General features: G+C 70.2%; 28 protein-coding genes and 1 pseudogene. 6 read left to right on the top strand and 23 right to left on the bottom strand.

What is annotated here, in order from left to right; all coding sequences use genetic code 11:
- The 4 genes from GAK38_RS11150 to GAK38_RS11135 all read right to left on the bottom strand — a co-directional run.
- Nucleotides 1-252: transposase (locus tag GAK38_RS11150; protein ID WP_291781585.1), on the bottom strand; the 252-nt coding region annotated here is incomplete at its 3' end.
- Nucleotides 253-382: 130 nt separating this feature from the next.
- The gene (locus GAK38_RS11145) at nucleotides 383-862 is read right to left on the bottom strand and encodes a rhodanese-like domain-containing protein (protein ID WP_325344096.1); all 480 of its coding nucleotides are present in this window, start codon (nucleotides 860-862) and stop codon (nucleotides 383-385) included.
- Between the two features lie 132 nt (nucleotides 863-994).
- Entirely contained in the window at nucleotides 995-2,362 is a 1,368-nt protein-coding gene (locus GAK38_RS11140) for an LLM class flavin-dependent oxidoreductase (protein ID WP_325344094.1), read from the bottom strand.
- Nucleotides 2,363-2,389: 27 nt separating this feature from the next.
- Entirely contained in the window at nucleotides 2,390-2,662 is a 273-nt protein-coding gene (locus GAK38_RS11135) for a hypothetical protein (protein ID WP_325344092.1), read from the bottom strand.
- A gap of 141 nt (nucleotides 2,663-2,803) precedes the next feature.
- On the opposite strand from GAK38_RS11135, the gene GAK38_RS11130 reads away from it, so the two are divergent.
- Nucleotides 2,804-2,986 (top strand): hypothetical protein, encoded by a 183-nt coding sequence (locus GAK38_RS11130; RefSeq protein WP_325344090.1) that lies wholly within the window; start codon nucleotides 2,804-2,806, stop codon nucleotides 2,984-2,986.
- Here the strand turns inward: GAK38_RS11130 and GAK38_RS11125 are convergent.
- Together GAK38_RS11125 and GAK38_RS11120 are read right to left on the bottom strand one after the other, a co-directional pair.
- Complete coding sequence (locus tag GAK38_RS11125) at nucleotides 2,979-3,392, bottom strand: hypothetical protein (protein WP_325344089.1); 414 nt, start codon at nucleotides 3,390-3,392, stop codon at nucleotides 2,979-2,981. The genes GAK38_RS11130 and GAK38_RS11125 overlap by 8 nt on opposite strands.
- Before the next feature lie 81 nt (nucleotides 3,393-3,473).
- Nucleotides 3,474-5,360, bottom strand: coding sequence for a TonB-dependent receptor (locus GAK38_RS11120; protein ID WP_325344088.1), 1,887 nt, complete (start codon nucleotides 5,358-5,360; stop codon nucleotides 3,474-3,476).
- Nucleotides 5,361-5,696: 336 nt separating this feature from the next.
- Between GAK38_RS11120 and GAK38_RS11115 the strand changes: the two genes are divergently transcribed.
- The 3 genes from GAK38_RS11115 to GAK38_RS11105 all read left to right on the top strand — a co-directional run bounded on the left by GAK38_RS11115 (nucleotide 5,697) and on the right by GAK38_RS11105 (nucleotide 8,855).
- The gene (locus tag GAK38_RS11115; RefSeq protein ID WP_325344086.1) at nucleotides 5,697-7,067 is read left to right on the top strand and encodes an MFS transporter; all 1,371 of its coding nucleotides are present in this window, start codon (nucleotides 5,697-5,699) and stop codon (nucleotides 7,065-7,067) included.
- A gap of 73 nt (nucleotides 7,068-7,140) precedes the next feature.
- The gene (locus GAK38_RS11110) at nucleotides 7,141-8,100 is read left to right on the top strand and encodes a 2-hydroxyacid dehydrogenase (RefSeq protein ID WP_325344084.1); all 960 of its coding nucleotides are present in this window, start codon (nucleotides 7,141-7,143) and stop codon (nucleotides 8,098-8,100) included.
- A 380-nt stretch (nucleotides 8,101-8,480) separates the two neighbouring features.
- The gene (locus tag GAK38_RS11105) at nucleotides 8,481-8,855 is read left to right on the top strand and encodes a DoxX family protein (RefSeq protein WP_325344082.1); all 375 of its coding nucleotides are present in this window, start codon (nucleotides 8,481-8,483) and stop codon (nucleotides 8,853-8,855) included.
- 42 nt (nucleotides 8,856-8,897) lie between these two features.
- Here GAK38_RS11105 and GAK38_RS11100 read toward each other — a convergent pair whose 3' ends face one another.
- The 17 genes and pseudogenes from GAK38_RS11100 to GAK38_RS11020 form a co-directional block, all read right to left on the bottom strand.
- Complete coding sequence (locus GAK38_RS11100; RefSeq protein ID WP_325344080.1) at nucleotides 8,898-9,632, bottom strand: Crp/Fnr family transcriptional regulator; 735 nt, start codon at nucleotides 9,630-9,632, stop codon at nucleotides 8,898-8,900.
- 25 nt (nucleotides 9,633-9,657) lie between these two features.
- Nucleotides 9,658-10,608, bottom strand: a complete 951-nt coding sequence (locus GAK38_RS11095; protein WP_325344078.1) for a TauD/TfdA dioxygenase family protein — start codon at nucleotides 10,606-10,608, stop codon at nucleotides 9,658-9,660.
- 105 nt (nucleotides 10,609-10,713) lie between these two features.
- Nucleotides 10,714-12,450: a TonB-dependent receptor gene (locus tag GAK38_RS11090; RefSeq protein WP_325344076.1), complete on the bottom strand. Its 1,737-nt coding sequence runs from the start codon at nucleotides 12,448-12,450 to the stop codon at nucleotides 10,714-10,716.
- Between the two features lie 208 nt (nucleotides 12,451-12,658).
- A pseudogene (locus GAK38_RS23925) lies at nucleotides 12,659-13,360 on the bottom strand (hypothetical protein); the annotation flags it as partial.
- Nucleotides 13,361-13,430: 70 nt separating this feature from the next.
- Nucleotides 13,431-14,777: a sulfatase family protein gene (locus tag GAK38_RS11080; protein WP_325344071.1), complete on the bottom strand. Its 1,347-nt coding sequence runs from the start codon at nucleotides 14,775-14,777 to the stop codon at nucleotides 13,431-13,433.
- A gap of 5 nt (nucleotides 14,778-14,782) precedes the next feature.
- Nucleotides 14,783-15,790, bottom strand: coding sequence for a Bug family tripartite tricarboxylate transporter substrate binding protein (locus tag GAK38_RS11075; RefSeq protein ID WP_325344070.1), 1,008 nt, complete (start codon nucleotides 15,788-15,790; stop codon nucleotides 14,783-14,785).
- Between the two features lie 95 nt (nucleotides 15,791-15,885).
- The gene (locus tag GAK38_RS11070) at nucleotides 15,886-16,101 is read right to left on the bottom strand and encodes a TOBE domain-containing protein (RefSeq protein ID WP_325344069.1); all 216 of its coding nucleotides are present in this window, start codon (nucleotides 16,099-16,101) and stop codon (nucleotides 15,886-15,888) included.
- Nucleotides 16,102-16,175: 74 nt separating this feature from the next.
- The gene (locus GAK38_RS11065) at nucleotides 16,176-16,775 is read right to left on the bottom strand and encodes a malonic semialdehyde reductase (protein ID WP_325344067.1); all 600 of its coding nucleotides are present in this window, start codon (nucleotides 16,773-16,775) and stop codon (nucleotides 16,176-16,178) included.
- 47 nt (nucleotides 16,776-16,822) lie between these two features.
- On the bottom strand, nucleotides 16,823-18,118 hold the full coding sequence (locus GAK38_RS11060) for an O-acetylhomoserine aminocarboxypropyltransferase/cysteine synthase family protein (RefSeq protein WP_325344065.1): 1,296 nt from the start codon (nucleotides 18,116-18,118) through the stop codon (nucleotides 16,823-16,825).
- Between the two features lie 40 nt (nucleotides 18,119-18,158).
- The gene (locus GAK38_RS11055; RefSeq protein ID WP_325344063.1) at nucleotides 18,159-18,983 is read right to left on the bottom strand and encodes an ATP-binding cassette domain-containing protein; all 825 of its coding nucleotides are present in this window, start codon (nucleotides 18,981-18,983) and stop codon (nucleotides 18,159-18,161) included.
- Between the two features lies 1 nt (nucleotide 18,984).
- Nucleotides 18,985-19,968: an aliphatic sulfonate ABC transporter substrate-binding protein gene (locus tag GAK38_RS11050; protein ID WP_325344061.1), complete on the bottom strand. Its 984-nt coding sequence runs from the start codon at nucleotides 19,966-19,968 to the stop codon at nucleotides 18,985-18,987.
- Nucleotides 19,969-20,016: 48 nt separating this feature from the next.
- Nucleotides 20,017-20,880, bottom strand: a complete 864-nt coding sequence (gene ssuC, locus GAK38_RS11045; RefSeq protein ID WP_325344059.1) for an aliphatic sulfonate ABC transporter permease SsuC — start codon at nucleotides 20,878-20,880, stop codon at nucleotides 20,017-20,019.
- Nucleotides 20,877-21,248, bottom strand: coding sequence for a VOC family protein (locus GAK38_RS11040; RefSeq protein ID WP_325344057.1), 372 nt, complete (start codon nucleotides 21,246-21,248; stop codon nucleotides 20,877-20,879). Before GAK38_RS11040 ends, ssuC begins: the two co-directional genes overlap by 4 nt.
- A gap of 13 nt (nucleotides 21,249-21,261) precedes the next feature.
- A complete protein-coding gene (locus GAK38_RS11035; RefSeq protein WP_325344055.1) occupies nucleotides 21,262-21,471 on the bottom strand; it encodes a hypothetical protein in 210 nt (69 codons plus the stop codon).
- A gap of 39 nt (nucleotides 21,472-21,510) precedes the next feature.
- Entirely contained in the window at nucleotides 21,511-22,509 is a 999-nt protein-coding gene (locus GAK38_RS11030; protein WP_325344053.1) for a sulfonate ABC transporter substrate-binding protein, read from the bottom strand.
- A gap of 85 nt (nucleotides 22,510-22,594) precedes the next feature.
- Nucleotides 22,595-23,203, bottom strand: coding sequence for an NAD(P)H-dependent oxidoreductase (locus GAK38_RS11025; RefSeq protein WP_325344051.1), 609 nt, complete (start codon nucleotides 23,201-23,203; stop codon nucleotides 22,595-22,597).
- 43 nt (nucleotides 23,204-23,246) lie between these two features.
- Nucleotides 23,247-24,263, bottom strand: a complete 1,017-nt coding sequence (locus tag GAK38_RS11020) for a sulfate ABC transporter substrate-binding protein (RefSeq protein WP_325344049.1) — start codon at nucleotides 24,261-24,263, stop codon at nucleotides 23,247-23,249.
- A 133-nt stretch (nucleotides 24,264-24,396) separates the two neighbouring features.
- On the opposite strand from GAK38_RS11020, the gene GAK38_RS11015 reads away from it, so the two are divergent.
- On the top strand, nucleotides 24,397-24,669 hold the full coding sequence (locus GAK38_RS11015; protein ID WP_325344047.1) for an oxidative damage protection protein: 273 nt from the start codon (nucleotides 24,397-24,399) through the stop codon (nucleotides 24,667-24,669).
- Nucleotides 24,670-24,673: 4 nt separating this feature from the next.
- Complete coding sequence (gene mnmC / locus GAK38_RS11010; protein ID WP_325344045.1) at nucleotides 24,674-26,527, top strand: FAD-dependent 5-carboxymethylaminomethyl-2-thiouridine(34) oxidoreductase MnmC; 1,854 nt, start codon at nucleotides 24,674-24,676, stop codon at nucleotides 26,525-26,527.
- The last annotated feature ends 178 nt before the right edge of the window (nucleotides 26,528-26,705 follow it).

Here is a 26,705-nt window from a genome sequence, read left to right as displayed (position 1 = left end):
GAAAGCGTTCTCCTCCTCCAGCCGCGCCACTTCACGTTTGAGCCGTGCATGTTCGGCCAACTCCAAGCGTTGTGCCTGATCGTCCTGGTCGTGCCGCCGCGCCTGGGCGCGCCAACTGTACAGCTGGGCAGGCTGCAACCCCAGATCACGAGCCACCGTGGTTACCCCTTCTGTGGCCGCTCGCAACAGTGCCTGCTGCCTGAACTCCAGGCTGAACTCCTGCCCCTTTCTGCCTGCCTTGCTCTTGGTCATCGTCCACCTCCTATTGCGATAGTTAATCGCTTATAGGGGTGTCCGTGAAACGGGGGCAAGATCACCGTCGGTCGATCATGGGAGCGTGCGTCGGCGGCCAGGGGCCGGCGCCGTGCGCGGAGGCCGGCCGTCAGTCCTGGATCCACGGCAGGCCGCGGAAGCGCCAGCCGTCACCATGCCCCCGCTGTCCCCGCTCGTCAATCTCGCCCTCGAAGCCTTCGAGCACGTTGTAGACCTGGGTGAAGCCGGCCTTGTGCGCAGCCTCGGCCGCCGCAGCCGAACGCTTGCCGCTGCGGCACAGCAGCAGCAGCACGGCCTCCTTGCCGCCCTGCCTGGCGAGCTTGGCTTCGAGCTCGCGCACGAAGCGCGGGTTGCGGGTCAGGCTGGTGCCGGTGGCCCAGGGCACGTGCAGGCTGTCGGGCACGTGGCCGACGAACTTGCGCTCCTCGCCCGAGCGCACATCGACCAGCGCCGCCTGCCCAGCCTGGAACAGCGCCCAGGCCTCGGCGGGCGACACGCCCCCGGCATAGGGCAGGCCCTGCTCGGCCGCGGCAGTACGGGCGCGCTCCAGGGCTTCGGGCAGGACGGCTTCGGCGACTTCGGATGACATGGAAAACGAACTCCTCTTCGGGATGGCTGGTGAGCCTCGCCGCTCTCTGTCGTGGTGGCGATAGCCATCAATTTAGAAGCAAGTCCAACAAACACAAACGAATAAAAAGTCGTTTTCTCAAAACCTGACGGTCTAAAGCTGAACCGTATGCGGGTTCGGCGGCCGCCGCAGGCCCAGGTGGTCGCGCAGCGTGCGGCCCGTGTATTCGGTGCGGAACAGGCCACGGCGCTGCAGTTCGGGCACGACCAGCCGCGCGAAGTCCTCCAGCCCCTGCGGCAGCGTGGGCGGCAGCACGTTGAAGCCGTCGGCCGCGCCGGTGGTGAACCAGTGTTCGATCTGGTCGGCGATCGACGCCGGCGTGCCCACCACCGTCCAGTGGCCGCGCGCACCGGCCACGCGCTCGTAGAGCTGGCGGATGGTCAGGTTCTCGCGCCGGGCCAGCGCGTTGAACAGCTCCTGCCGGCTCTTCCAGCCTTCGGTGACCGGCAGGTCGGTCGGGAACGGATCGTCCACGCGGTAGCCCGACAGGTCCACGTTGCCGAGGAAGACCGAGAGCAGCCCCACGCCGAGCACCGGGTCGATGTACGACTGGAGCTGCGCGTATTTCTCCTTGGCCTCGGCCTCGCTCGCGCCGACGTAGGGCGAGAGGCCGGGCAGGATCTTCAGGTCCTCCGGCGTGCGGCCGTTCGCGGCGAGCCGGCCCTTGAGCCCGCTGTAGAAGGCGCGAGCCTCCTCCACCGTCTGCTGCGCGGTGAAGACCAGCTCGGCCGTGGCCGCGGCCAGCGCCTGCCCGTCTTCGGACGAACCGGCCTGCACCAGCACGGGGTAGCCCTGCGGCGGCCGCGGCGTCTGCAAGGCGCCTTCGACCGAGAAATGCGCGCCGCGGTGCACCAGCCGGTGCAGGCCCTCGGGCCGGAAGAAGCGGCTGCCGTGCTGGTCGTGGACGAAGGCGTCGTCGTCCCAGGTGTCCCACAGGCCCTGGACCACGTCGACGTACTCGCGCGCCCGGGCATAGCGCTCGGCATGGCCGATCTGCTGCGCCAGCCCGAAGGCGCGTGCCTCGAAATCCGCGCCCGAGGTGACCAGGTTCCAGCCGCTGCGCCCGCCGCTCACCCGGTCGAGCGTGGCGAACTTGCGCGCCAGGTGGTAGGGCGGCAGGTAGGTGGCCGAGACGGTGGCCACCAGGCCGATACGCTCGGTAGTACCTGCCAGAGCCGCAAGCGTGATGAGCGGATCGAAGGGATACGGCAGGGAGTTCTTCGCCAGGTGCACGGCCGGCAACGCCGGCAGGCCGACGTTGTCGGCGAAGAAGACTGCGTCGAAGCGCGCCGCCTCGGCGATGCGGGCCCAGTCGCGCAGCGCCTCGATGCGCGTGGCGGCCGACGGATCGACCGCCGGATGCCGCCAGGCAGCCAGGTGGTGGCCCACGCCGAAGAAGAAGGCGCCGAGGTGCAGTTGCCGGCGGCCGTTGCTGGATGAAGAAGAAGCGGAAGCAGTCATGGGTCGCAAGGTTAGGGGTGAATCGCTTTACGTGTCGGCGCGGCCGCGCCGGCCGGTCAGCAGCCGCCGGAGGCCGCGGCCGATCTCGCGGCGGATGCGCCGGGCGACTGTGGGCAGCTCGACCACGCCGTTGCCGCGCGCATAGCCGTCCCAGGCTTTGATGAGCGCAGCCAGCCGCTCGGGCCGGGCGGCGGCCTGGTCGTGGATCTCGCCCGGGTCCTTCGCCAGGTCGTAGAGCTGCCAGCGGCCCGTGCCTTCGGGGCGCGGCGGGTAGATGGCCTTCCACTTCCCCTGGCGCACCGCGCGGCGGGCGAACAGCTCCAGCCGGTGACGGCGTCCTCCGCATGCACCGCCTCGGACTGCCCGCGCAGGTACGGCAGCAGCGAGCGCCCGGTGGGCGGCACGACCGGACAATCGCGGTAGACCGGCTCCGGATGCGCGGTGCCGGCCAGCTCCAGCAGCGTGGGCACGATGTCGAGCCCGCTGCTCGACAGCGTGCCGGCGCCGGCATCCGGCACGGCGATGCGGATGCGCCGCAGCAGCGTTGCCGCAGCCCAGCCGCGCCGAGCGAGGCCAGCGCCCGCCAGCCCGGCGAGCAGCGCGCGCCGCTGTGCCATCAACTGAAGTTGTAGCGCAGCGTCACGCCGATCGTACGCGGCGCCCCCACGGCACCCGTGTAGGCGCCCTGGATCGTCGGCTGCGTGGCCAGCAGGTACTTCTTGTCCAGCGCGTTGCGCGGCCACAGCGACAGCTCGACCTGGTTGGCGCCGGCCACGGCGTACTGCCAGGTGGTCGACAGGTTGAGCAGGCCGTAGGCCGGGATGCGGCTGTAGATCGAGTTGTCGACGTAGCCGAAGGCCCAGTCGCGCCACGAGTAGTTGGCTGCCACCGACTGGCTCAGGCGGTCGTTCCAGGCCCAGCGGTAGCTGCCGCCCAGGTTCAGGATCCAGCGCGGCGCGCCGTACACGCGCTGGCCGGTCAGGTTCTGCGAGGTGGACGAAGCGCCGCCGGCATAGGCTTCGGCCGGCACCGGGCCGTTCTCGAACGACCTGTAGCGCGCGTCGTTGAACGAGCCGTTGAACGACAGCTGCAGGCCGCGCGCCGGCAGCGCCTACACCTGCCATTCGAAGCCCTTGCTTTCGATCTCGCCCACGTTGGACAGCACCTGCACCGGCACCGTCGTGCCCGCCGGGGTGACCAGCGCCACCGCCTGGTAGCCGCTCACGCGGGCGTAGTAGGCGTTGGCGTTGAGCAGCAGCTTGCGGTCCCACAGCGTGCTCTTGATGCCCAGCTCCAGGTTGTTGGCCCGCTCGGGGCCGACCACCAGCGAGTTCACGCCGAGGCTCGGACCGCTGCCCACGCCGTTGACATTGAAGCCGCCGGACTTCTCGCCGTGCGACAGCGAGGCATAGGCCAACACCTCGGGCTGGAGCTTGTAGCTCGTGCCCAGCAGGGCCGACGGGCCGAAGTTGTCCTGGCTCAGCGGGCCGGAACTCCAGGCAGCGTACTGCCCCGGGCGGATCGCGTTGAGCGCGGCGTACGGCGCCGGGAAGGTCGGCAGCACCGAGCCGCCGGTGGGCGCGTCGCGCGAGACCTGGGCCTTCTTCTCTTCATAGGTTCCGCGCAGGCCGGTCGTGATGTCCCAGCGCGGATCGATGTGCCAGTTGCCCTGGCCGAACAGCGCGATGCTGTTGGTGCGCACCGCGCCGTGGCTCTGCGAGTCGATGCCGTTGAGAAAGCCGTAGCCCAGCGGCACGGTGGTCGGCAGCAGAAACAGGTCGGCCTGCGAGCCGCCGATGGTGGTATAGGTGTTCTTCACATCCTGCCAGAACCAGTAGCCGCCGACCACGTAGTCGAACGCCCCGCCGGTGGGCGAGGCCAGCCGCAGTTTCTGCGAGGCCTGGCGCGACTCGACCGTGTAGCCCAGATCGGCCACGGCCGAGGCGGTGCTCAGGTCCACGTCGTTGTGGGGGTTGAACTTCCAGTTGCGCAGCGCGCTGATGGAGGTGAGCGTGTGGCCGCTCGGCAGCTTCCATTCGGCCTCAGCCGACAGGCCGGTCTGGCGCGTGGCCGAGCTTGGCGGGCCGTCCAGCGTGGTCTGGTAAGCGCGCCAATCGCTCACCAGCGGCGCCGCGCCGGCCAGCGCCGCAGCCTGCGACAGCGTGCGGTAGCCGGCCTTGACCGGACCCAGGCCGGTGATGACGCTCGCGCCCTGCGTATCGTCGGAGCTGTTGTATTCGCCGATCAGCCGCAGGCTGAACCGCCCGTGCGGCTGCCACAGCAGCTGGCCGCGGATGCCGTCGCGGTCGATGCTGTCGAGCCTGCGGCCGTCGTTGATGTTCTTGATCCAGCCGTCGTCATGCGTCTTCGACAGCGAGAGGCGGCCGGCCAGCGTCTCCGACAGCGGGCCGGAGAAGGCGGCGCGCAGCTGGTAGTAGCCGCGGTTGCCGGCCGAGACTTCGATGGTGTTGTCGGGCTCGAAGGTCGGCTTGCGCGTGGTGATGTTGAGCACGCCGGCCGTGGTGTTCTTGCCGAACAGCGTGCCCTGCGGGCCGCGCAGCACGTCGATCTGCTCCAGGTCCAGCAGGTCGAACACCGCGGCGCCGGGGCGGCCGAGGTAGACGTTGTCGACATACACGCCGACGCTGCCCTCCAGCCCTTCGTTGGCCAGGTTGTTGCCGATGCCGCGGATGGCCAGCGAGGACTGGCGCGCATGGACGAAGTTGGCGTTCAGGCTGGGCACCAGCTGCTGGAGGTCCTGAACCTGGTAGGTGCGGCCGGCCTCCAGTTCGTTGCCGCCGAGGGTGGAGATGGGCGCGGGCACGTCCTGCGCGCTTTCCTCGCGGCGGCGGGCCGTGACCTTGATGGTGTCGAGCGTGGTGGTCTGCTCGGCCTGCGTGGGCACAGCGCCTTGCGATTGGGCCTGGGCCGCAGGCCAGGCGGCGGCCAGTGCGAGCCCCAAGGGCAGGAGCCGGGCCGGCGCGGGGAAGATGGTCATGGGAGTTCTCCGGGTCGGTAACAGTTTGATGCAACCCACGATTCTCCGAAGCTCTCCCGCGTCAATCTATCGCCGCGCCGACACTTGCTAGAAGCGTGTGGCGCAAGCACATGCGTTTTCCGCGCTTGGTCCAGCGGCGGGCCGCCTGCAGCCGGCACCAAGGGATTTCCCCAGTTCCCTCACTAAAATATTAGTGTTTCAATTAATCCGAAACCTGTCACGGGCCGGACCGACGCACACACCGTTTCGCCGCCGGCCCGGGCAAGCCGCCCCATGACCACCCTGCGCCGGCCTCCCGCCGCGGCGCTGCGTACCGGTCGCAGCCAACGGAATCCGATGAACCACACCACCCTTTCCGCCCACGAGATCGATCGCCGGGCTGCGCCTGCCGTGGGCACGCGCAGCCGTATCCGCTTCACCGTGCTGGCGATGATCCTGCTCCTGGCCACCATTGCCTATGCCGACCGGTCCATCCTGTCGATCGCTGCACCCGGCATCGTCAAGGAGTTCGGCCTCAGCAGCGTCCAGCTCGGCTACGTGCTGTCCGCATTCAGCTGGGCCTACGTGGTCGGCCAGATTCCGGGCGGCCTGCTGCTCGACCGCCTGGGCACCAAGGCGGTCTACGGCGTGACGCTGGTCCTGTGGTCGATCGCGACCATCCTGGTCGGCTTCGTGGGCGAGGTGACCACCGAGCTGTCGGTCGCGCTCGGCCTGCTGTTCGCCCTGCGCTTCGCACTGGGCTTCATCGAGGCGCCCTCCTTCCCGGCCAACAACCGCGTCGCGGCGATGTGGTTTCCGAAGGAGGAGCGGGGCCTGGCGACCTCGCTGTTCGCATCGGCGTCGTACTTCGCGGTGGCGATCTTCTCGCCGCTCGCGGGCCAGCTGACCCAGCACTTCGGCTGGCCGGCGCCGTTCTTCGTCGTCGGCACCCTCGGCATCCTCTCGGCCTTCGTGTGGACCAGGGTGATGCACGAGCCGCGCAAGCATCCCAAGGTGTCGAAGGTGGAGCTCGACCACATGATCGCCGGCGGCGCGATGGTGGACATCGACTCCACCCAGGAACGCAGCGCCCGCCCGCCCCTGTCGTGGAAGCTGGCGAAGGCGCTGCTGGGCAACCGAATGCTGTGGTGCGCCTACGTCGGCCAGTACTGCACCATCGCGCTGAGCTACTTCTTCATCACGTGGTTCCCGATCTACCTGGTGCAGGCGCGCGGTATGTCGGTCGCGGGCGCCGGCCTGGCGGCCGTGCTGCCGGCCGTGGCCGGCTTTCTCGGCGGCATTGCCGGCGGCACCGTCTCGGACTGGCTGATCCGGCGCGGATGGAGCGTGTCGTGGGCGCGCAAGACGCCGTTCGTCCTCGGCATGGCCCTGGGCTGCTGCCTCGTCCTGTCGGCCTTCACCGAAAGCAACACGCTGATCGTCCTGCTGATGACGCTGGCCTTCTTGGGCAAGGGCGCGGCCGCCGGTGCGGGCACCTGGGCCATCGCCTGCGACACCGCGCCGCGGGAGGCCGTGGGCCTCGCCGGCGCCATCTTCAACTGCGTGGGCAACATCGGCGGCATCGTCACGCCCATCGTCTTCGGCTACATCGTGCAGGCCACGCACGGCTACACGGCCGGCCTCTACTTCGTCGCCGCCCACTGCCTCGTCGCCGCCGCCACGTACCTGTTCTTCATGGGCAGAATCGAGCGCGTGAGCGCGACCTGAGCGCAGGAACGCCCGCTACTGCCGCGCGCGCACAATGCTCCGCGGTCGAATCGCAACAGCCAACACAAGCAAGATGACCAAGCAGAAGCCCATCATCCTCAAGGCGGCCGATCTGCCGGACTGGACGACCGAAGAACTCCGCACGCTCTTCACCGTGCACGAACTGCCCAAGGAGCCCGCCGAAGCCCAGGCCCTGCTGCGCGAGCACGGTCCCGCCGTCCGCGGCCTGGCGCTGCGCAAGACCAAAGTCGATGCCGCGCTGCTCGACGCCCTGCCCGCGCTGGAGATCATCTCCAGCTACAGCGCCGGCCTTGACAACGTCGATGTCGCGGCCGTGAAGGCCCGCGGCATCGTGATCGAGAACACCTCCCACGTGCTGGCCGAAGACGTGGCCAACACCGCACTGGGCCTGGCCCTGGCCGTCACGCGCGACCTGGTGAATGCCGATGCCTTCGTGCGGTCCGGCCAGTGGCTGCGGCAGCCGCAGTATCCGCTGGGACGCTCCATCTCGCGCATGCGCATCGGCATCGCCGGCCTCGGCGCCATCGGCTCGGCCGTCGCCCGCCGGCTGGCCGCCTTCGGCTCGCAGGTGGCCTACTTCGGCCCGAACCGCAAGCCGGTGGACCTGCCGTATTACGACGACGTGGCCCGGCTCGCCGCCGACAGCGACATGCTCATCCTGACCTGCCCGCTGACGCCCTCGAGCCACCATCTGGTGGATGCCAGGGTGATCGACGCGCTGGGTCCGCGCGGCTTCCTGGTCAACATCGCGCGCGGCCCCATCGTCGACGAGCAGGCGCTGATCGCCGCACTGGCTGCCAACCGCATCGCCGCCGCAGCGCTGGACGTGTTCGAGCACGAGCCCGAGGTGCCGGCGGCGCTGGCCAACGACCGGCGGCTGGTCCTCGCGCCGCATATCGGATCCGGCACCGAGGAAACGCGCCGCGCCATGGCCGAGAACGTAGTGGATACGCTGGCGGCCCACTTCGGGCTGGCAGGGCCGCGTGGGGGCGCAAGCCCGTCCGCGCACTGACTGACCGCCCCGAAGGACCCGCCGGCTCCTGCCGGAGTGCAGGGATCGCGCACCTGCGACGGCAGGCCCGATCCGCCGGTTCGGCGCGACCGCTCTTTGCAGGCCCTGTGTTCGAGCTGGATCTTCACGGCCGTCCTGAGCCGGGGCCGCGCCTGCGCTGGTGTCGACCACATCCTCCACGCCACGGCCTTGACCTCGGCGCCCAGATCGGCTTCCAGTCCGCCGAGCACGCCGCCCCGCCACGGCTGTGGGAATGCGCCATGCGTGCCTGTAGTGGTGCTTCTCAGGCCGGGCTGCGTCCGATACTGTGGGTCGGCATGCACGCACCGCTTTCTTCCTCACCCACTCATCCTGCGCTCAGCCGGAGCCGCAAGGCTGCCTTGGGCTTCGTCTTTCTCTGGTTCTTCTTGGGCGGCATCGCGCACTTCGCCGCCACCGAGGCCGAGCTGCGCATCGTGCCGTCATGGATTGCGTGGTCGCGCGAGGCGGTGCTGGCCAGTGGAGTGTTCGAACTGCTCGGGGCGTTCGGCCTGCTGTGGCGGCCGGTGCGCCGGGCGGCCGGCTGGGGCTTGGTGCTGCTGACAATCGCGGTGACGCCGGCGAACGTGGTGATGCTGCAGCACGCTGTGGAGTGTCCGGCAGTGCCGTACTGGCTGCTGGTGGCGCGGCTGCCGTTCCAGGCGGTGTTGATCGGGCTGACCGTGTGGGGCAGCGCAATGCCGCGCGGTCGGGCACCGGACGGCTCGGCAGCCTGACGCGGGAGCCGGCCACGGCGCAGGCCGGGCCACGGGCGGCCGCTACCCCTCTTTCACGCTGATCCGCCGCAGCCTCTCCATATCCCGCACCACCACCCGGCTGTACCGGATGTCGATCACCTCCTCCGCCGCCAGCCGCCGCAGTTCCTTGTTCACGCTCTGGCGCGAGGTGGCGAGCATGGACGCCAGGTCCTCCTGCGACAGGCGGATCGTCAGCTCCGTGCCTTCGGGCGTTTCGCGGCCGTGCGTGGCGGCCAGCCACTGCAGCCGGCCGGCCAGCCGCGCGCGCAGGGTGGACAGCACCATCTTCTCGATGCCGTCGTAGAGCAGCCGGGCGCGCGCGCAGATCAGCGCGAAGGTGCCGAAGAGCAGCGCCGGATCGGCGGTGAGCTGCGCCAGCAGCGCCTCGCGCGGGATGTGGAACAGCGTGGTCGTGCCGTGGGCGCGGTGGTCGTGCAGCGAGCCGCGGCCGTCGATGGCGCCGATGATCCCGATGATTTCCTGCGGCTGGATGTACGAGATGACGACGCGGCTGCCGTCGGCGCGGGCCACGCCCATCTCGACCGTGCCGGAGAGCACGACCTGCACGTCGTCGCAGGGCGCGCCCTGGGCGACGACGAGGGCGCCGTCGGGCCAGGTCTGGAGCCAGCCCGCGTCGCACAGGGCCGGTGCGGCCCGGGCTGCGGCGCTGCCGAGCGCGGGATTGGCCACGATGGCGTCGCACACCTCGCGGCGCGCGGCGGCGTCGAGGTGGCGGCCTTCGCGGCGCAGCAGCATGGCTCGCTTCCGTCCGTCGGGCAGCTCAGGCGGTGATGGCGCCGGCCCGCGCGTCGGCCACGACGGCCGCGCGCGTGCTCTGCGTGGTGGGCGCGGAGCCGAAGGCGTTGAACGTGACGCGCTGGGTGACGCGGCGGTGCGGCCAGTAGTCGGTCAGCGCGTAGTGCTGGGTCGTGCGGTTGTCCCACACGGCCAGGCCGTTCGGCTCCCACTTGTGCTGGTAGGTGAACTCGGGCTGCACGATCCATTCGCGCAGGAACTCCAGCAGGCCGCGGCTTTCGCGGAAGTGCACGCCGTCGATGTGCTTGGTGAAGTTCTCGTTGACGAACAGGACCTTCCTGCCCGATTCGGGATGCACCCGCACCACCGGGCGCGACACGGGCTTGTACTTGCGCAGCGCGTCGGCCAGGGCGTCGACGCCGGCATACTTCTCCAGCGCGTCGCGCCAGCCGCTGATCTCCCAGGTGTGGGTGGCGCTCAGACCTTCGAGGTAGGTCTGCAGGCCGGGCGAGAGCGCGGCGAAGGCCTTGCTGAGGCTGGCCCAGGCGGTGTTGCCGCCCTGCGCCGGCAGCTCGGTGATCTGGATGACGGTGCCGTTGGGCGGCTCGGGCAGCCAGGTCAGGTCGCTGTGCCAGATGTTGATCTCGGGAGGGCGCTGCGCGTTGAACTCGATGACCTCGACGTCCGGATGCCCGTCCTTGCGCGGGAAGAAGGCGCCGGGCGCGATTTCTCCGAACACGCCGGCCAGGGCCACGTGCTGCTCGGGGGTGATCTGCTGCGGCGGGAAGAACAGCACCTCGAAGTCGAGCAGCGCCTGGTACAGCTCGCGCCGCACCGCGTCGCCGATCGGCCGGGTCAGGTCCAGCCCTTCGATGCGCGCAGCGAAGTTGGGCTGCTGCGGCACGGAGCGGATGTGGTGGTAGCGCGCGGCGATGTCGATCGGCTCGATGCGCAGCGGGATCTTCTGAAGGGTCACGGCGGGGTTCTCCCTGGTAGGGCGACGGGGGTATACATTGCAGGCTCACATTTCACGCTGGCTTTCCACGCATTGCTCCGGGGGTATCCGCCAGGCGCCATGCGATCAGACGAAGCTGTAGCGCAGCGTGGCGCCCACGGTGCGCGGCGCGCCGACGGAGCCGAGGTAGGCGCCCTGGATGGTGGGCTGCACCGCCAGCAGGTAGCGCCTGTCGAGGGCGTTGCGGGCCCAGAGCGACAGCTCCACCAAGTTGGTGCCCTGCACGGTGAACTGCCAGCCGGTGGACAGGTTGAGCAGGCCGTAGGCCGGGATGCGGCTGTAGATGGAGTTGTCGAGGTAGCCGAAGGATTCCGAGCGCCAGGCGTAGTTGGCGGCCACGGTCTGGCTCAGCTGCGGGCTCCAGCCCCAGCGGTAGCTGCCGCCGATGTTGAAGGTCCAGCGCGGCGCGCCGTAGACGCGCTGGCCGCTCAGGTCCTGCACCGTGGGCGCGGCGCCGTTGGCATAGGCCTCGGCCGGGACCGGCGCGTTGGCGAAGGACCGGTAGCGCGCGTCGTTGAAGGCGCCGTTCAGGTTGAGCAGCCAGCCGCGCGCAGGCTGAGCCTGGAGCTGCCATTCGAAGCCCTTGCTCTCGACGCTGCCGACGTTGGACAGCGTCTGCACCGGCACCAGCGAGCCGGCCGGCGTAACCATGCCGACGGCCTGGTAGCCGGTGACGCGGGTGGTGTAGGCGTTGGCGTTGAACAGCAGGCGCCTGTCCCACAGCGTGCTCTTGAAGCCCAGCTCCAGGTTGTTGGCCCGCTCGGGGCCCACCCGCAGCGAATCGACGCCGAGCGCCGGGCCGCTGCCCACGCCGTTGGCGTTGAAGCCGCCGGACTTCTCGCCGTGCGAGAGCGACACGTAGGCCAGCATGCCGGGCCGGAGCTTGTAGCTGGTGCCGACCAGCGCCGACGGGCCGAAGTTGGAGAGGCCGAGCGCGCCCGAATCCCAGGCCGCATACTGGCCGGGGCGGATGGTGTTGAGCGAGGCGTACGGGCCGGTGAACACCGGCAGCGCGGTGCCGCCGATCGGGTCGTCGCGGGTAACGCGGGCGTGCTTTTCCTCGTACGTGCCGCGCAGGCCGGCGGTGACGTCCCAGCGCTCGTCGATGTGCCAGTTGCCCTGGCCGAACAGCGCGCAGCTGTTGGTGCGCACGCGGCCCAGGCTGTTGGAGGTGATGTCGCCGAGGAAGTTGTAGCCCAGCGGCACCGACGTGGGCAGCAGGAACAGGTCGGCATAGGGGCCGCCGACGGTGGTGTAGTGGTTCTGCGAGTCCTGCCAGAACCAGTAGCCGCCGACCACGTAGTCGAACGCGCCGCCGGTGGGCGAGGCCAGCCGCAGCTCCTGCGAGGCCTGCCGGGCGTCGGAGTTGTTGTACAGGTCGGCCACGGCCGAGACCGAGGTCAGGTCCGGGTCGTTGTGCGGGTGCGAATGCCATGTGCGCACGGCACTGATGGAGGTGAGCCGGTAGCCGCCCGGCAGCGTCCAGTCGGCCTCGGCCGACAGTCCGCTCTGGCGCACGGCCGAGGTCTGCGGGTCGTTGATCCCCGACTCGTAGCGCTGCCAGTCGGCGCTCAGCGGCAGTCCGCCCGCGATGGCATTGGCCTGGGCCAGCGTGCGGCTGCCGGCCTGGACCGGGCCCAGGCCGGTGATGACGCCGGAGCCCTGGGTGTCCACCGCGCTGTTGTAGTCGCCGGTCAGGCGCAGGCTGAACCGCCCGTGCGGCTGCCACAGCAGCTGGCCGCGGATGCCGTCGCGGTCGATGCTGTCGACCCTGCGGCCGTCGTTGAATCCAGCCGTCGTCATGCACCTTCGACAGCGAGACGCGGGCGGCCAGCGTCGGCGACAGTGCGCCCGAGAACGTGGCGCGCGCCTGGTAGGTGCCGCGGTTGCCGGCCGAGACTTCGATGGTGTTGTCGGGCTCGAAGGTCGGCTTGCGCGTGGCGATGTTGAGCACGCCGGCCGTGGTGTTCTTGCCGAACAGCGTACCCTGCGGGCCGCGCAGCAGGTCGATCTGCTCGATGTCGAGCAGATCGAAGATCACGGCGCCGGGGCGGCCGAGGTAGACATTGTCGACGTAGAAGCCAACGCTGCCCTCCAGCCCCTCGTTGGCCAAGTTGTTGCCGATGCCGCGGATCGCGAGCGACGACTGGCGCGCATGCACGTAGTTGGCGTTGATGCCGGGCCGATCTGCTGGAGGTCCTGCATCAGCGTGACGCGCTGGGTCTCCAGTTCGTCGCCCGACAGCGAGGAGATGGGCGTGGGCACGTCCTGCGCGCTCTCTTCGCGGCGGCGGGCCGTGACCTGGATGGAGCCGAGCGAGGCCGGCGGCTCGACGGCCTGGGCGGCCGGGCCGGCAGCGGGCGCCTGCTGGGCATGGAGGGCGGCCGGCAGCGTGGCGGCCACGCCCAGCACGAGCGGCAGCAGGCGGGCGGGTAGCACGGCGGCGGCGGCAAAGGACGGGGCGTGGTGAGGCATCTGGTGGAATCCGGCGGGTGGGGCCTGGCAGGCCGCGGGGCCCAGGCAGGATCACGGCCCTCCGCGCCACCCGGCGGGGCAGCAGCAGTCTAGAGCGGCCTGCGGACGGGCCAACGAACGATGCTGGATAAGCAAAATCACATTCGCTTACCTGCGGCCGATATCCTACCCAGGGCGACCGGCTTTTCGGCGACCAGCCCGCACCGTTACACGATTCCGGCTGCGCCCCTTTTTGCATTGAAAGGGGTATATGCCGCAGGCGACCGTCTGGAAGGCGCAAAGCGGCATTCAGTGGGGGAGTATGTCCCTCAACCCGGCCGCTTGAACCGCTTGGCCGTGTGCGGCACATAACGGTCGGCCTGCACGTCGGGCGTGATGCCGTGGGTGAACACCTCGTCGGTGATCGGCAAAAAGCCCGCGTCGATCTCCTCCCAGCGCCGGCGCAGCCGGGCGAAGACTTCGGGCTCGCGGTCCTTGCGGTTGGCGCGCTCGCGCGGATCGTTCACCACGTCGAACAGGAACTCGTTGTCGTTGATCTTCAGGTACTTCCAGTCGCCCTCGCGCAGCGCGCGCTGGGCCTGGGCCTTGTAGCGCCAGTACAGCGTGCGCGGACGCACCGGCGCACGGCCTTCGAGCACCGGCAGGATGTCCTCGCCGTCGGGGGGATAGTCGGCATGCGGCGCGGCGCCGGCCGCGGCCAGCAGCGTGGGCAGCCAGTCGGCGCTGACGGTGACCTGGTCCTGCACCTGCGGCGCGAGCCGCTTGCGCCAGCGCAGCAGCGTGGGTACGCGCAGGCCGCCTTCGAGCAGCTCGGTCTTCTGACCGGTGAAGGGCCAGGTGTTGGAGAACCGCTCGCCCCCGTTGTCGCTGGTGAAAACGACGATGGTGTCGTCGCCCTGCCCCGTCGCGTCGAGCGCGGCCAGCACCTGGCCCACGGCCTCGTCGAGTGCGGCCACGATACGGCCGTAGGTGCGCAGGTTGCCGCCGTCGTAGTGGAACAGGTCCTTGAGTTCGCCCGAGACGGCCTCGTCGCCCGGCCCCTCCCACGGCCAGTGCGGCGCGGTGAAGTGCAGCGACAGGAAGAAGGGCTTGCCGGAGCCGGCCTGCCCGCGCACGTACTTCTCGGCCTCGTCGGCCAGGATCTGCGTGTAGTAGCCGGTACGCTCCACCGGCACGTCGCCTTCGAACAGGTCGCGCGGCACGTGGTCGCCTACGCCGGCCTTGTGGGTGAAGTAGTCCACCACACCGCCCAGGTTGCCGAAGAAGCGGTCGTAGCCGCTCTTCAAGGGGCTGAACTCGGGCGGGCGGCCCAGGTGCCACTTGCCGATCAGCGCCGTGTCGTAGCCGGCGCCGCGCAGCAGCGAGGGCAGCGTCGGGTGCTCCGGCGGCAGACCGATGCTGCGCGCGGCGGTGGGAATCGGCTCCTCCAGCCCGGCGCGCAGCCGGTACTGGTAGCGCCCGGTGATCAGCGCCAGCCGCGTGGCCGAGCACACGGCCGAGTTGGCATAGGCCTGGGTGAAGCGCACGCCTTCGTCGGCCAGCGCGTCGAGGTGCGGCGTGGCGTAGTCGCGCTGGCCATAGACACCGAGGTCGGCCCAGCCGAGGTCGTCGGCCAGGATGAAGAGGATGTTGGGTTGCCTGGGTGTTGCAGTCATGGGCTTTAGTCTGCCTTGAAACCCGATGCGGCGATCACGAGGCGCCACTTCTCGATGTCGGACCGGCGCAGGGCCTCCAGCTGCTCCGGCGTGCCCGGCGCCGGCTCCAGCGCCCATTCGTCGAACTTCTTCTGCACCGCGGGTTCGCGCAGCGTGGCATTGAGCGCGGCATTCCATTCGCGCTGGCGCGCCACCGGGGTACCGGCCACGGCCCAGAGGCTGTACCAGCCGCTGCCGGTGGCCTTCGGGTAGCCTTGCTCGGCGAGCGTGGGCACATCGGGCAGCTGCGGCACACGGCGCGGCGCGAACACGCCGAGCACGCGGATGCGGCCGCTGCGGTGCAGCTCCAGCAGTTTCTGCACCGTGTCGATGCCCGAGGTAATCTGGCCGGCGGCCAGGTCGTTGAGCATGGGCGCGCCGCCGCGGTACGAGACGTGCGTGTAATCGACGCCGGCCGCCTCGCCGAGCAGCAGGCCGAAGAAGTGCGGCAGGCTGCCGGGGCTGGGGCTGCCGAAGTACGCCTTGGCCGGGTTGGCCTTGAGCCAAGCGATGAACGAGGGCACGTCGCGCGCCGGATGCGACGCCGGCACGGCCAGGCCGAACTGGAAGTGGCCGACCACGCCGACCGGGGCGAAGTCCCGCGCCGGGTCGTAGCCCGGGTTGCGGAAGACGAGCTGCGACAGCACCGGCGTGACCAGCGGCGCCAGCAGCAGGGTGTTGCCGTCGGGCGGCGCGTTGCGCAGGGCATCCACCGCGATCTTGCCGGCGCCCCCCGGGCGGTTGTCGACGAGCACGTTCTGGCCAGCCGCGCCCAGGTGCCGGGGCAGGCGCTCGGCCAGCAGGCGCGCGACCAGGTCGCCGCCGCCTCCGGCCGCGAAGCCGACGAGGATGCGCGAAGTGCCGCTCTGGGCCTGGACGATGCCCGGCACGGCCGCCGCGAGGGCGCCGGCCAGGAAGCCGCGGCGGCTGGCGGCATGGGAAGGATCGAAGGAAGTGCGCATGTTCGACAGCATGTTCTTCTTGTCTTGTCTGGGAGGAGCAGGAACGACGACGCCGGCGCCGCCCCGGCGATGCGGAGGAACTGCGCCGGCGCCGGGTCGGAAAGCGCTCAGATCTTGGCGATCGAGACTTCGGTGGACTTCACCAGGGCGACGACGTCGGAGCCCGGCACCAGGGCCAGTTCGTCGACCGAGCGGGTGGTGATGACCGAGGTGACGACGCCCCAGGGCGTCTCGACATCGACTTCCGAGACGACGTCGCCGCGGATGATTTCCTTGACCTTGCCGCGGAACTGGTTGCGGACGTTGATGGCCTGGATGGACATGTTGTGTACTCCTTGATGTGGATGGGGAAGGACGGGGAGGAAACGGAAGAAAGAAAGGCCGGCCGGCGCCACCGTCAGAGGATCTGCGCGACCTCTTCGAACGACAGCCGCGGGCCGCGCGGGAAGATGCCCTTGGCATCGGCCACGCCGAGGTTGACGATGAAGTTGGCGTGCCAGCGGCCGTCGGGGAAGAATTCCTTGTCGACCAGCTCGGCGTTGAAGCCGGACTGCGGGCCGGCATCGAGGCCGAGCGCGCGCGCGGCCAGGATCAGGTAGGCGCCCTGCAGGCTGCTGTTGCGGAAGGCGGTGGACTTGGCCAGCTCGGCATTGGCATCGAACAGCGGCTTGGCGTCGTAGGCCGGGAACTGGGTCGGCAGGTGCTCGTGGAAGCGCGCATCCTCGGCCACGATGACCGAGACCGACGCGGCATCGGTCTGGGCCTGGTTGCCGGCCGACAGCGCCGGCTTCAGGCGGGCCTTGGCCTTGGGGCTGCGCACGAAGACGAAGCGCGCCGGCTGGGCGTTGAACGCGGTCGGGCCCCACTTGAGGAGGTCGTAGAGCGCGTGGAGGGTCTCGTCGCTCACCGGCACTGGCTGGAAGGCATGCACGGTGCGTGCGTTGCGGAACAGCTGATCCAGGGAAGCGTCGGGCAGGCGTTGCAGGGAAGCGGTCATGGCGTCGGTAGTGGGTAGGTGAACGGAGGTGTGGAAGGACGGACTCTTCAGGCGGCCTCCAGCGCGCGGTCGAGGTCGGTGCGCAGGTCGTCGATGTGCTCGATGCCGATCGACAGCCGCACCGTATCTTCCGACACGCCGGCCCGGGCCAGTTCCTGCGGGGACAATTGGCGGTGCGTGGTCGAGGCCGGATGCGTGGCCAGCGAGCGCACGTCGCCGATGTTGACCAGGCGGGTGAACAGTTGCAGCGCATCGAGGAAGCGCGCGCCGGCCGTCCGGCCGCCTTCGATACCGAAGGTGAGCACGCCCGAAGCCTTGCCGCCCAGGTACTTCTGCGCCAGCGCATGGTCGGGGTGCTCTGGCAGGCTGGCGTAGTTGACCCACTTGACCTTGCCGTGCGACTGCAGGTGCTTGGCGACGGCGATGGCGTTGTCGTTGATGCGGTCGAGCCGCAGCGCCAGCGTCTCGATGCCCTGCAGGATCAGGAAGGCATTGAACGGCGAGATCGCCGCGCCGGTGTTGCGCAGCGGCACGACGCGGGCGCGTCCGATGTAGGCCGCCGGGCCGAGCGCTTCGGTGTAGACCACGCCGTGGTAGCTCACGTCGGGCTCGTTGAGGCGCTTGAAGCGTTCCTTGTGCTCGGCCCACGGGAGCCTGCCCGCATCGACGATGGCGCCGCCGATGCTGGTGCCGTGGCCGCCCAGGTACTTGGTGAGCGAATGCACGACGATGTCGGCGCCGTGCTCGATCGGCCGGCTCAGGTACGGCGAGGGCACGGTGTTGTCGACGATCAGCGGCACGCCGTGGCGGTGCGCGATCGCCGCGATGGCGGCGATGTCGGTCACGTTGCCGGCCGGGTTGCCCAGCGACTCGACGAAGACGGCCTTGGTCTTCTCGTCGAACAGCTCGTCGAAGCTCTTGGGATCGCGGTGGTCGGCAAAGCGCGTGGTGATGCCGAACTGCGGCAGCGTGTGCGCGAACAGGTTATAGGTGCTGCCGTAGGGCGCGGTGCTGCTGATGATGTTGTCGCCGGCCTCGGCGATGGTCTGGATCGCGTAGGTGACCGCCGCCTGGCCCGAGGCCAGCGCCAGCGCGGCGATGCCGCCTTCGAGCGCGGCCACGCGCTGCTCCAGGATGTCCTGCGTCGGGTTGTTGATGCGGCTGTAGATGTTGCCGGGCACCTTCAGGTCGAACAGGTCGGCGCCGTGCTGGGCGCTGTCGAACGCGAAGGCCACCGTCTGGTAGAGCGGCGGCGCCACGGCGCGCGTGGTGGGGTCAGGCGAATAGCCGGCGTGGACCGACAGGGTTTCGAACTTCCACTGGCTCGTATCGCGTTCGGACATGGCGGCTCCCGGGTTGGCGGCAGGGGTGGTGGACGGAAGGTCAGACGGCCCAGCGCAGCGCATGCGCCGGCGTGGACGGCCAGACGGCGTCGGCCGGCTCCTGGCCCGGCTGCTGGAGCACCCGGTCGAGGATGCGCTTCTCCAGCGCGGCGAAAGCGGCGTCGCCCTGCGAGCGCGGGCGCGGCAGGTTGATGGCCTGGTCGAGCGCGATGTGGCCTTCCTCGATCAGGATCACGCGGTCGGCCAGGGCCACGGCCTCCTGCACGTCGTGGGTGACGAGCAGCGCGGTGAAGCCGTTCTTCTGCCAGAGACCCTCGATGAGACGGTGCATCTCGATGCGGGTGAGCGCATCGAGCGCGCCCAGCGGCTCGTCGAGCAGCAGCAGGCGCGGCTCGTGCACCAGCGCGCGGGCCAGCGAGACGCGCTGGCGCTGGCCGCCAGAGAGCTGCGCCGGCCAGTCGCCCTGCCGGTCGCCCAGGCCCACCTGCCTCAGTACGCGCGCAGCGGCGTCGCGCTGCGAGGCGGGCAGGCCGAGGGCGACGTTGTCGATCACGCGGCGCCACGGCAGCAGCCGCGCGTCCTGGAACATGATGCGGGTATCCCCGTGCAGCCCATGGACCGGGCTCGCTCCGACGACCAACTCCCCGGAGGATGCCTCCTCCAGCCCGGCCACGAGCCGCAGCAGCGTACTCTTGCCGCAGCCGCTGCGCCCGACGATGGCGACGAACTGGCCCGGCTCGATCACGAGGTCGGTGTCGCGCAGCACATCGCGGCTGCCGTAGCGCTTGGACAGGTGGCGGATGGCGACGCCCACGCCGCTGCGGGCGGTCGTGGACGTTCCGGGACGTTCGAGCACGGTGGACATGTCAGGCGGCTCCCGGCTCGAACAGCGCAACCTTCTGCGTATCGACGCGGCGCGGCAGCAGCTTCTCGGCCAGGAAGGCATCGGCGATCTTCTGCTGCTCGCCGAGGCTGGCGGCCACCACCGGGCGCACGTCGTAGCTGCGGCGGGCGTTGGCCTGCTCGGCGGTCGCGGCGTCCAGCCCCCAGACCGGTGCCAGCAGCGCGGCGGCGTCCTTCGGGCTCTGCTTGACCCACTGGCCGGCCTTGCGCAGCTCGGCGAAGACGGTGCGCAGCACGGCCGGCTGTGCCTGCGCATAGCGGGTGCTGGCCAGGTAGTAGCGGGTGTACGCGGCCAGGCCGGTGCCGTCGGCCACCACGCGCACGTTGGACTGGCGCTGCGCGGCCGAGAGGAACGGGTCCCAGATCACCCAGGCGTCGATCGCGCCCTTCTCGAAGGCGGCGCGGCCGTCGTCCGGCGTGAGGTAGGCCGGCTCGATGTCCTTGAAGGTCAAGCCGGCCTTGTCGAGCGCGGCGATCAGCAGGTAGTGCGCGCCGGCGGCCTGGGCGAAGCCGACCTTGCGGCCCTTGAGGTCGGACAGCGTGCGGATCGGCGAATCCTGCCGCACGACGATGGCCTGCGCGGTGGGCGACGGGGTTTCGAGCGCGACGAAGGTCAGCTCGGCGCCGGCGGCCTGGGCGAAGACAGGCACGGTGTCGGCCACGTCGGCGCTGAAGTCAATGTTGCCGAGGTTGAGCGCCTCCAGCAGCGGCAGGCCGCTGGTGAACTCGTGCCAGCCCACCTTCACGCCCTGCGGCGCGAGCAGCTGCTCCAGCGTGCCGCGGGTCTTGAGCACCACGGTCAGCGTGGACGATTTCTGGTAGCCGATGCGCAATACGGCTGGTTGCGCGCCGCTGCCCTGGGCGAAGGCGGCGCCGCCCGAGAGCGCGGCCAGCGCGGCCAGTGCGGTGCGGCGGCTGGGGAAGGCGAGGTTCGAAGGATCGGTCATGGGATGTCTCGGAGGGGATGCGAGGCCGGGCCCGGCAGGCCGGCCGGATCAGCGCTTGTTCTGGTAGCCCGGATGCCAGCGCAGCCAGAAGTGCTCCAGCGCACGCGCGAACACGTCGGCCAGCTTGCCGAGCAGCGCGTAGAGCAGGATGCCCACGAGCACCACGTCGGTCTGGAGGAACTCGCGTGCGTTCATCGTCAGGTAGCCGATGCCGGACTGCGCCGAGATGGTCTCGGCCACGATCAGGATCACCCACATCAGGCCGAGCGAGAAGCGCAGGCCGACAAGGATGGACGACAGCGCGCCCGGCAGGATCACCTCGCGGTAGAGCTGCCACTGCGACAGGCCGTAGGTGCGGCCCATCTCGATGAGGCCCTGGTCCACGTTGCGGATGCCGTGGAAGGTGTTGAGGTAGATGGGGAAGAAGACCGAGACGGCGATGAGGAACAGCTTGGCCATCTCGTCGATGCCGAACCACAGGATCACCAGCGGGATCAGCGCCAGTGCCGGGATGTTGCGCACCATCTGGATGCTGGAATCCAGCAGCGTCTCGAAGAAGCGGATCGAGCCGGTCAGCAGGCCCAGCACCAGGCCCAGACCGCCGCCGACCAGCAGGCCGAGCAGCGCACGGCCGGCGCTGACCTTCACATGGGTCCACAGCTCGCCGGAGGCAGTCAGCGTCCACGCGGCCTTGACCACGTCGACCGGCGCCGGCAGCACGCGGGTGGAGAGCCAGCCGCGCGACGAGGCGACCTGCCAGACCACGATGAGCAGCAGCGGCACGATCCAAGGCACCAGCCGCGCCAGCACACCGCGGCCGAACGCGGCCGCGCCGGCGGCCCAGCGCGAGGGCTCGGAGCCTTCCTGCGGCAGCGGGGTGACGGGGACTTCCTGGACGGAGACGCGGCTCATACGGTGGACTGGGACGGATCGGGTTCGATGAATTCGATGAGGTTGCCGGCCGGATCCAGCACGCGAAAGCGCAGGTAGCCCGGCAGCGGCTGGCGCTCCTCGATCGGCAGGTTGGCGGCGATCATCTGGCTGCGCAGCCGCGGCAGGTTCTGCACCTCGAAGGCCAGCACCGACGCGGCCGGCGGCGGCTGCCACTGGGCCGAGGGCACCAGGTCGATGCGCTGGCTGCCGGCCACGAAGTGCAGCGCGCCGCCGCTGGAATAGTTCAGCTCGGTCAGGCCGACCAGGGTGCCGTAGAAGCGGCGCACCTCGGCCTCTTCGCCGGCCGGGAACGCCAACTGCACATGGTTGATCGAATGGATGCCCATGCGGCGTGCCGGACTAGACCGCGAAGGCCAGGAACGGAAAGCCGCGCGAGGGCCCGGCCGGGCGCAGCAGCAGCGCGCGCGTGCGGCGGCGGCGGCTGGGCAGCAGCAGCGACGGGGCGCGCAGCGGCGTGCGGCGCGCGGCCTGGAGGTCGATGCCCCAGGCTTCGGCGGTGGTGCGGACGATGCGTTCGGCCGCGGGGTTCTGCGGTACACGGATGGTCACTACAGCGGTCTCCTGCGGTTGGCTCGCTCGTTGCGGCGGTCAGGCCACGCTGGCGCCTGCGGCGTCGAGCACGTTGATCTGCTTGGGCAGCAGCTTGAGTTCGAAGAATGCGTCGGCGATGTGCTGCTGCTCGGCCAGGATGGCCTTGGTGATCGGGCCGGTGCCGTAGTCGGAGCGCGCGACCGACAGGTCGATCACCGGCTTGGGAATGCCGAACAGCGTGGACAGCTCGCCGGCCAGGGCGTCGCGGTTGTCCTTGGCCCAGGCATCAAGCTTGCCGACCTCGGCCACCACCAAGTCGATCACGTCCTGGTTCCTGGCGACGTAGTCGAGCGACGAGAAGTAGTAGGCGCGGTTGTTCACCACATCCTTCGCATCGGCCAGGATGCGGGCGTCGAGCGTCTTCTCGGCCGCGGCGAGGAACGGGTCCCAGATCACCCAGGCGTCGATCGAGCCCTTCTCGAAGGCCGCGCGCGCATCGGCCGGCGGCAGGAACACGGCCTCGACATCGCCGTAGGCCAGGCCGTTCTTCTCCAGCAGCTTGACCAGGAAGTAGTGGACGTTGCTGCCCTTGTTGAAGGCCACTTTTCTGCCCTTGAGGTCGGCCACCGACTGGATCGCCGAGCCCTTGGGCACCAGCACCGCCTCGGAGGCCGGGCGCGGCACGGTCGCGGCCACGTAGGCCAGCGGCGCGCCGGCGGCCTGGGCGAAGATCGGCGGGGCCTCGCCCACGTCGCCGAAGTCGATCGAGCCGACGTTGAGCGCCTCGAGCTGCACCGGGCCGGCGGTGAACTCGGTCCAGGTCACCGCCACGTTGAGCGGGGCCAGCAGCGCTTCGAGGGTGCCGCGGCCCTTGAGCAGCGAGAGGAAGCCCTTCTGGTGGCCGATGCGTAGCTGGCGCGGCGGCAGCGCCGGCGTGCGGGTCTTCCAATACCAAGCGCCCCCGAAGGCGGCGACGGCCGCGGCTGCGACGCCGGCGGCCACCACGGTGCGGCGGCGCGCGCCGGTCGCGGACGCTTGTTTGTCGTTCGTGCTCATGGTGTTCTTGTCCTTCCCTGTTTCTTGCTGTGTGCGGTCTGGCTGCCTGCGCAGCCGGCCCGGCCGGCGCCGGGCGAGCCCCGTGTCAGGCGTGACACCCCGCCGGGGCGTGCCGCATGGATGCGGCCGGCGCAAACGAGGGGGACGGCTGCACGACGATGGCCTCGCCCGCCGCGGCCCAGCCGGCCAGCTGGCCGGCGGCATGGTCCAGCCGCTGCGCCACGCGCGGGCCGATCAGGTGGGCACCCTCGGGCGTCAGCGCGACTTCGGCGTCGGCCGCATAGATGCCGGGCAGCAGCTTCTCGGTGCCGAGCGACAGCAGCACCGGCCGGAAGGCCTCGTCCAGGCCCTGCGCCTGCGCCGCGGTGCCGGCCGTGCCCAGCGGCAGCACCGTCTTGCCGCGGAACGCGGCCTGCGGCAGCAGGTCGATGAAAAGCTTGAGCAGCCCGCCATACGAGGCGCGCTGCACCGGCGTCGCCAGCACCACCGCCTGCGCGGCGGCGACCTGATCGATCGCCAAAGCCAGACTGCGGTGGGCGGCGTCGCCCTCCACCAGCGCCTGGGGCGGCAGCGCCGCGACGTCGATGCGCCCGACGCGACCGCCCCGTGCGCCGACGCGCTGCCCCACGGCATCGAGCAGCGCGCCGGAGCGCGACCGCTGCGAGGGACCGCCTGCGATGAGCAAGACCGTCATGACCGTTGGGGCTCCCGTGGCTGGCGCAATGGCTGTGCGCCGGTTACTTCTTGGCGTAGATCTGGTCGAAGGTGCCGCCGTCGGAGAAATGCTCCTTGTCGGCCTTGGGCCAGCCGCCGAAGTCCTTGTCGATGGTGGCCAGCGTCAGCTTGGGGAACTGCTTGTCGTACTTGGCCTTGGCCTTCTCGCCGGTCGGGCGGTAGTAGTTCTTGGCGGCGATCTCCTGGCCTTCGTCGGAGTACAGGTACTTCAGGTATTCCTTGGCCACCTTGCGGGTGCCCTTCTTGTCGGCGTTCTTGTCGACCACGGCCACGGTGGGCTCGGCCAGGATGCTGGTCGAGGGCACGACGATGTCGAACTTCTCGGCGCCGAACTCCTTGAGCACGAGGAAGGCCTCGTTCTCCCAGGCCACCAGCACGTCGCCCACGCCGCGCTGGGCGAAGGTGATGGTGGAGCCGCGGGCGCCCGTGTCGAGCACCGGCACGTTGGCGAACAGCTTGGCGACGTAGTCCTTGGCGCCGGCATCGCCGCCGTACTTGCGCTTGCCGTAGTCCCAGGCGGCCAGGTAGTTCCAGCGGGCGCCGGCCGAGGTCTTGGGATTGGGGGTGATCACGGCAACGCCGGGTTTGATCAGATCGTCCCAGTCCTTCACGCCCTTGGGATTGCCCTTCTTCACCAGGAAGATGATGGTGGAGGTGTAGGGCGCCGAGTTGTGCGGCAGGCGCTTCTGCCAGTCGGCATGCACCAGGCCGGCCTTGACCAGGGCGTCGACGTCGGGCGCCAGGCCCAGGGTGACCACGTCGGCATCCAGGCCGTCGAGCACCGAGCGGGCCTGCTTGCTGGAGCCGCCGTGCGACTGCTTGATCGTCACGTCCTGGCCGGTCTTGCCCTTCCAGTACTTGGCGAAGGCCGCGTTGTATTCCACATAGAGCTCGCGCGTCGGGTCGTAGGACACGTTCAGCAGGTTGACCTGCTGCGCCTGCACCGGCAGCGCCAGGGCGAAGGAGGCGGCCAGGGCGGCGAACAGGGGAGCTTTGATAAAGTTGCGGCGGAGCTTCATGGTTCTCGGGTGGTTGTGGAAATTCGACGAGCGACTGGATTCTCAAAGCCCGCCTTGAAAACAGAAACAAATAAGAAGTCAGTTTGTTATTCATAATTTCGTCTTTGGCGACAAAGAAAGCACGGACACGCACATGGCACGCACGGTGAATTGCATCAAGCTCGGACGGGTTGCCGAGGGCCTGGACTTCCCGCCCTACCCCGGCGAGCTGGGCAAGCGCATCTGGGAAAACGTCAGCAAGGAGGCCTGGGCCGCCTGGCTCAAGCAGCAGACGATGCTGGTCAACGAGAACCGGCTGAACCTGGCCGACCAGCGCGCCCGCCAGTACCTGGCCCGCCAGATGGAGAACCACTTCTTCGGCACCGGCGCCGACGCGGCCGCGGGCTACGTTCCGCCGAGCGCCTGAGAACGTGGCGCCCGGCCATGAGCCGGTCGCCTGGGACGCCGACGGCGCCCCGCGCAGCGAGCGCTTCGGCGACATCTACCATTCCTGCGCCGGCGCGCTCGTCCAGGCCCGGCACGTCTTCCTCGGCGGCTGCGGCCTGCCGGCCGCCTGGGCCGGCCAGCGCCAGTGGAGCATCCTCGAAACCGGCTTCGGCCTGGGCCTGAATTTCCTGGCCACCTGGGCCGCCTGGCAGGACGATCCAGGGCGCCCCGGGCTGCTGCACTTCTTCTCGGTCGAGGCCTACCCCGTCGCCGCGGCCGACCTGCTGCGCGCCGCCGCGGCCCAGCCCCGGCTGCTGCCGCTGGCCGAACAGCTGGCGGCGCAATGGCGCGGGCTGCTGCCGGGCACGCACCGCCTGGCCTTCGCCGATGGCCGCGTGCTGCTGACGATCGCCATCGGCGAGGTCCTGCCGATGCTGCGCAGCCAGCGCTTCGAGGCCGACAGCGTCTACCTGGACGGCTTTAGCCCGCGGCTGAACCCGGAGATGTGGTCGCCCGCGGTGATGCAGGCCGTCGCCCGCTTCGCGCGCCGCGGCACCCGCCTGGGCACCTGGACCTATGCCCGCGCCGTGCGCGACGCGCTGGCGCAGCAGGGCTTCGTGCTGGAGCGCGCGCCCGGCGCACCGCCCAAGCGCGACGCGCTGCGCGGCACCTTCGATCCGCACTGGGAGCCGCGGCGCAGCACGCCGGCGCTGCCGCCGGTCGCCGCGCCGGGCCGCTGCGTGGTGGTCGGCGCCGGCCTGGCCGGTGCCGCCTGCGCGGCCAGCCTGGCGCGGCGCGGCTGGCGCGTCACCGTGCTGGATGCCGCCGACGGCCCGGCCCGGGGCGCCTCGGGCGCGCCGGCCGCCGTGTTCGCACCCCACACCTCGCCCGACGACGCGCCGCTGTCGCGCCTGAGCCGTGCCGGCGTGGCGATGCTGCATACGGAGCTGCAAGCCCGTGCCATCCCCGGACAGGAGTGGGACGACCGCCGCGGCGTGATCGAGCGCCGCACGGCGGACACGCTGCGCCTGCCGGCGGGCTGGAGCGCCGGCGGAAGGAATACCACCTGGACTACTACCCCAGAGCGCTCGCAAGAAGCGCGCCTGGGAACCCATACTCCTGCCTTTTTCCATACTGTCGCTGGCTGGGTGCGCCCGGAGCGCCTGGTCGCCGCCTGGCTGGCGCAGCCCGGCGTCACCGTACGCACCCGGGTCCGCGTGGCCCGGCTGGCTTCGGCCGGCACAGGCTGGCGGCTGCTGGACGATGCCGGCGGCGCGCTGGAGACGGCCGACCGCGTCGTCCTGGCCGCCGGCGTGGCCAGCCGCGACCTGACGCCCGGCCTGGATCTGCGCGCCGTGCGCGGCCAGCTCGCCTGGGGCTGGACGGCCGATGCGCCGCCGCTGCCCGAGGGCGTATTCAATGGCGAAGGGCACTTCATCCATCCCGTCGCGTCCGACGGCGGTGCCGGAACACGCTGGGTGGCGGGCGCCAGCTTCGAGCGCGGCGATACCGGCAGCGACGTGCGCCCTGCCGACCTGCCGGCCAGCCTCGACAGGCTGGCCAGGCTCCACCCCGCGGCGGCCGAGGCGTTGGCGCCGGCCTTCGCCGCCGGCAAGGCCTGTGGCTGGGCCGGCGTGCGCTGCACCTCGCGCGACCGGCGGCCACTGGTCGGCCCGGTCGATGGGTCGGGCAGCCTCTGGGCGCTGACGGCCCTGGGGTCGCGCGGACTGACCTTCGCCCATCTCTGCGCCGAGCTGCTGGCGGCCCGCTGGCACGGCGAGCCGCTGCCGCTGCCGGCCGCCCTGGCCCAGGCGCTGGACCTGCACCGCCACGCCTGATCCGGCGAAGCTGCTACGCTATCGCCCCGCCGGATCCCTGTTCCCGGCGTCGGCGGCGGGTTTTTCCCTTTATCCAGAATAAGCTTCCAACCACCCCGGAAGCCGCATGAACATTGGCGCATAAGCTTATCCGCATAAAGCGCGGAAAAATAAATAGTTTGCGCATCTAAGGCCCGCT

The sequence above is a fragment of the Xylophilus sp. genome (genome assembly GCA_009914555.1).
GTDB lineage: Bacteria > Pseudomonadota > Gammaproteobacteria > Burkholderiales > Burkholderiaceae_C > WNDY01.
Note: the sequence above shows the minus strand (reverse complement) of the source record. Positions and strands in the feature narration are given on the sequence as shown.

Bases quoted from the DNA above. Each gene is read 5' to 3' on its own strand.
- GAK38_RS11145 (WP_325344096.1), bottom strand. From the start codon at position 862: ATGTCATCCGAAGTCGCCGAAGCCGTCCTGCCCGAAGCCCTGGAGCGC.
- GAK38_RS11140 (WP_325344094.1), bottom strand. From the start codon at position 2,362: ATGACTGCTTCCGCTTCTTCTTCATCCAGCAACGGCCGCCGGCAACTG.
- GAK38_RS11120 (WP_325344088.1), bottom strand. From the start codon at position 5,360: ATGACCATCTTCCCCGCGCCGGCCCGGCTCCTGCCCTTGGGGCTCGCA.
- GAK38_RS11115 (WP_325344086.1), top strand. From the start codon at position 5,697: ATGAACCACACCACCCTTTCCGCCCACGAGATCGATCGCCGGGCTGCG.
- GAK38_RS11110 (WP_325344084.1), top strand. From the start codon at position 7,141: ATGACCAAGCAGAAGCCCATCATCCTCAAGGCGGCCGATCTGCCGGAC.
- GAK38_RS11100 (WP_325344080.1), bottom strand. From the start codon at position 9,632: ATGCTGCTGCGCCGCGAAGGCCGCCACCTCGACGCCGCCGCGCGCCGC.
- GAK38_RS11090 (WP_325344076.1), bottom strand. From the start codon at position 12,450: ATGACGACGGCTGGATTCAACGACGGCCGCAGGGTCGACAGCATCGAC.
- GAK38_RS11080 (WP_325344071.1), bottom strand. From the start codon at position 14,777: ATGACTGCAACACCCAGGCAACCCAACATCCTCTTCATCCTGGCCGAC.
- GAK38_RS11075 (WP_325344070.1), bottom strand. From the start codon at position 15,790: ATGCTGTCGAACATGCGCACTTCCTTCGATCCTTCCCATGCCGCCAGC.
- GAK38_RS11070 (WP_325344069.1), bottom strand. From the start codon at position 16,101: ATGTCCATCCAGGCCATCAACGTCCGCAACCAGTTCCGCGGCAAGGTC.
- GAK38_RS11065 (WP_325344067.1), bottom strand. From the start codon at position 16,775: ATGACCGCTTCCCTGCAACGCCTGCCCGACGCTTCCCTGGATCAGCTG.
- GAK38_RS11060 (WP_325344065.1), bottom strand. From the start codon at position 18,118: ATGTCCGAACGCGATACGAGCCAGTGGAAGTTCGAAACCCTGTCGGTC.
- GAK38_RS11055 (WP_325344063.1), bottom strand. From the start codon at position 18,983: ATGTCCACCGTGCTCGAACGTCCCGGAACGTCCACGACCGCCCGCAGC.
- GAK38_RS11050 (WP_325344061.1), bottom strand. From the start codon at position 19,968: ATGACCGATCCTTCGAACCTCGCCTTCCCCAGCCGCCGCACCGCACTG.
- ssuC (WP_325344059.1), bottom strand. From the start codon at position 20,880: ATGAGCCGCGTCTCCGTCCAGGAAGTCCCCGTCACCCCGCTGCCGCAG.
- GAK38_RS11040 (WP_325344057.1), bottom strand. From the start codon at position 21,248: ATGGGCATCCATTCGATCAACCATGTGCAGTTGGCGTTCCCGGCCGGC.
- GAK38_RS11030 (WP_325344053.1), bottom strand. From the start codon at position 22,509: ATGAGCACGAACGACAAACAAGCGTCCGCGACCGGCGCGCGCCGCCGC.
- GAK38_RS11025 (WP_325344051.1), bottom strand. From the start codon at position 23,203: ATGACGGTCTTGCTCATCGCAGGCGGTCCCTCGCAGCGGTCGCGCTCC.
- GAK38_RS11020 (WP_325344049.1), bottom strand. From the start codon at position 24,263: ATGAAGCTCCGCCGCAACTTTATCAAAGCTCCCCTGTTCGCCGCCCTG.
- GAK38_RS11015 (WP_325344047.1), top strand. From the start codon at position 24,397: ATGGCACGCACGGTGAATTGCATCAAGCTCGGACGGGTTGCCGAGGGC.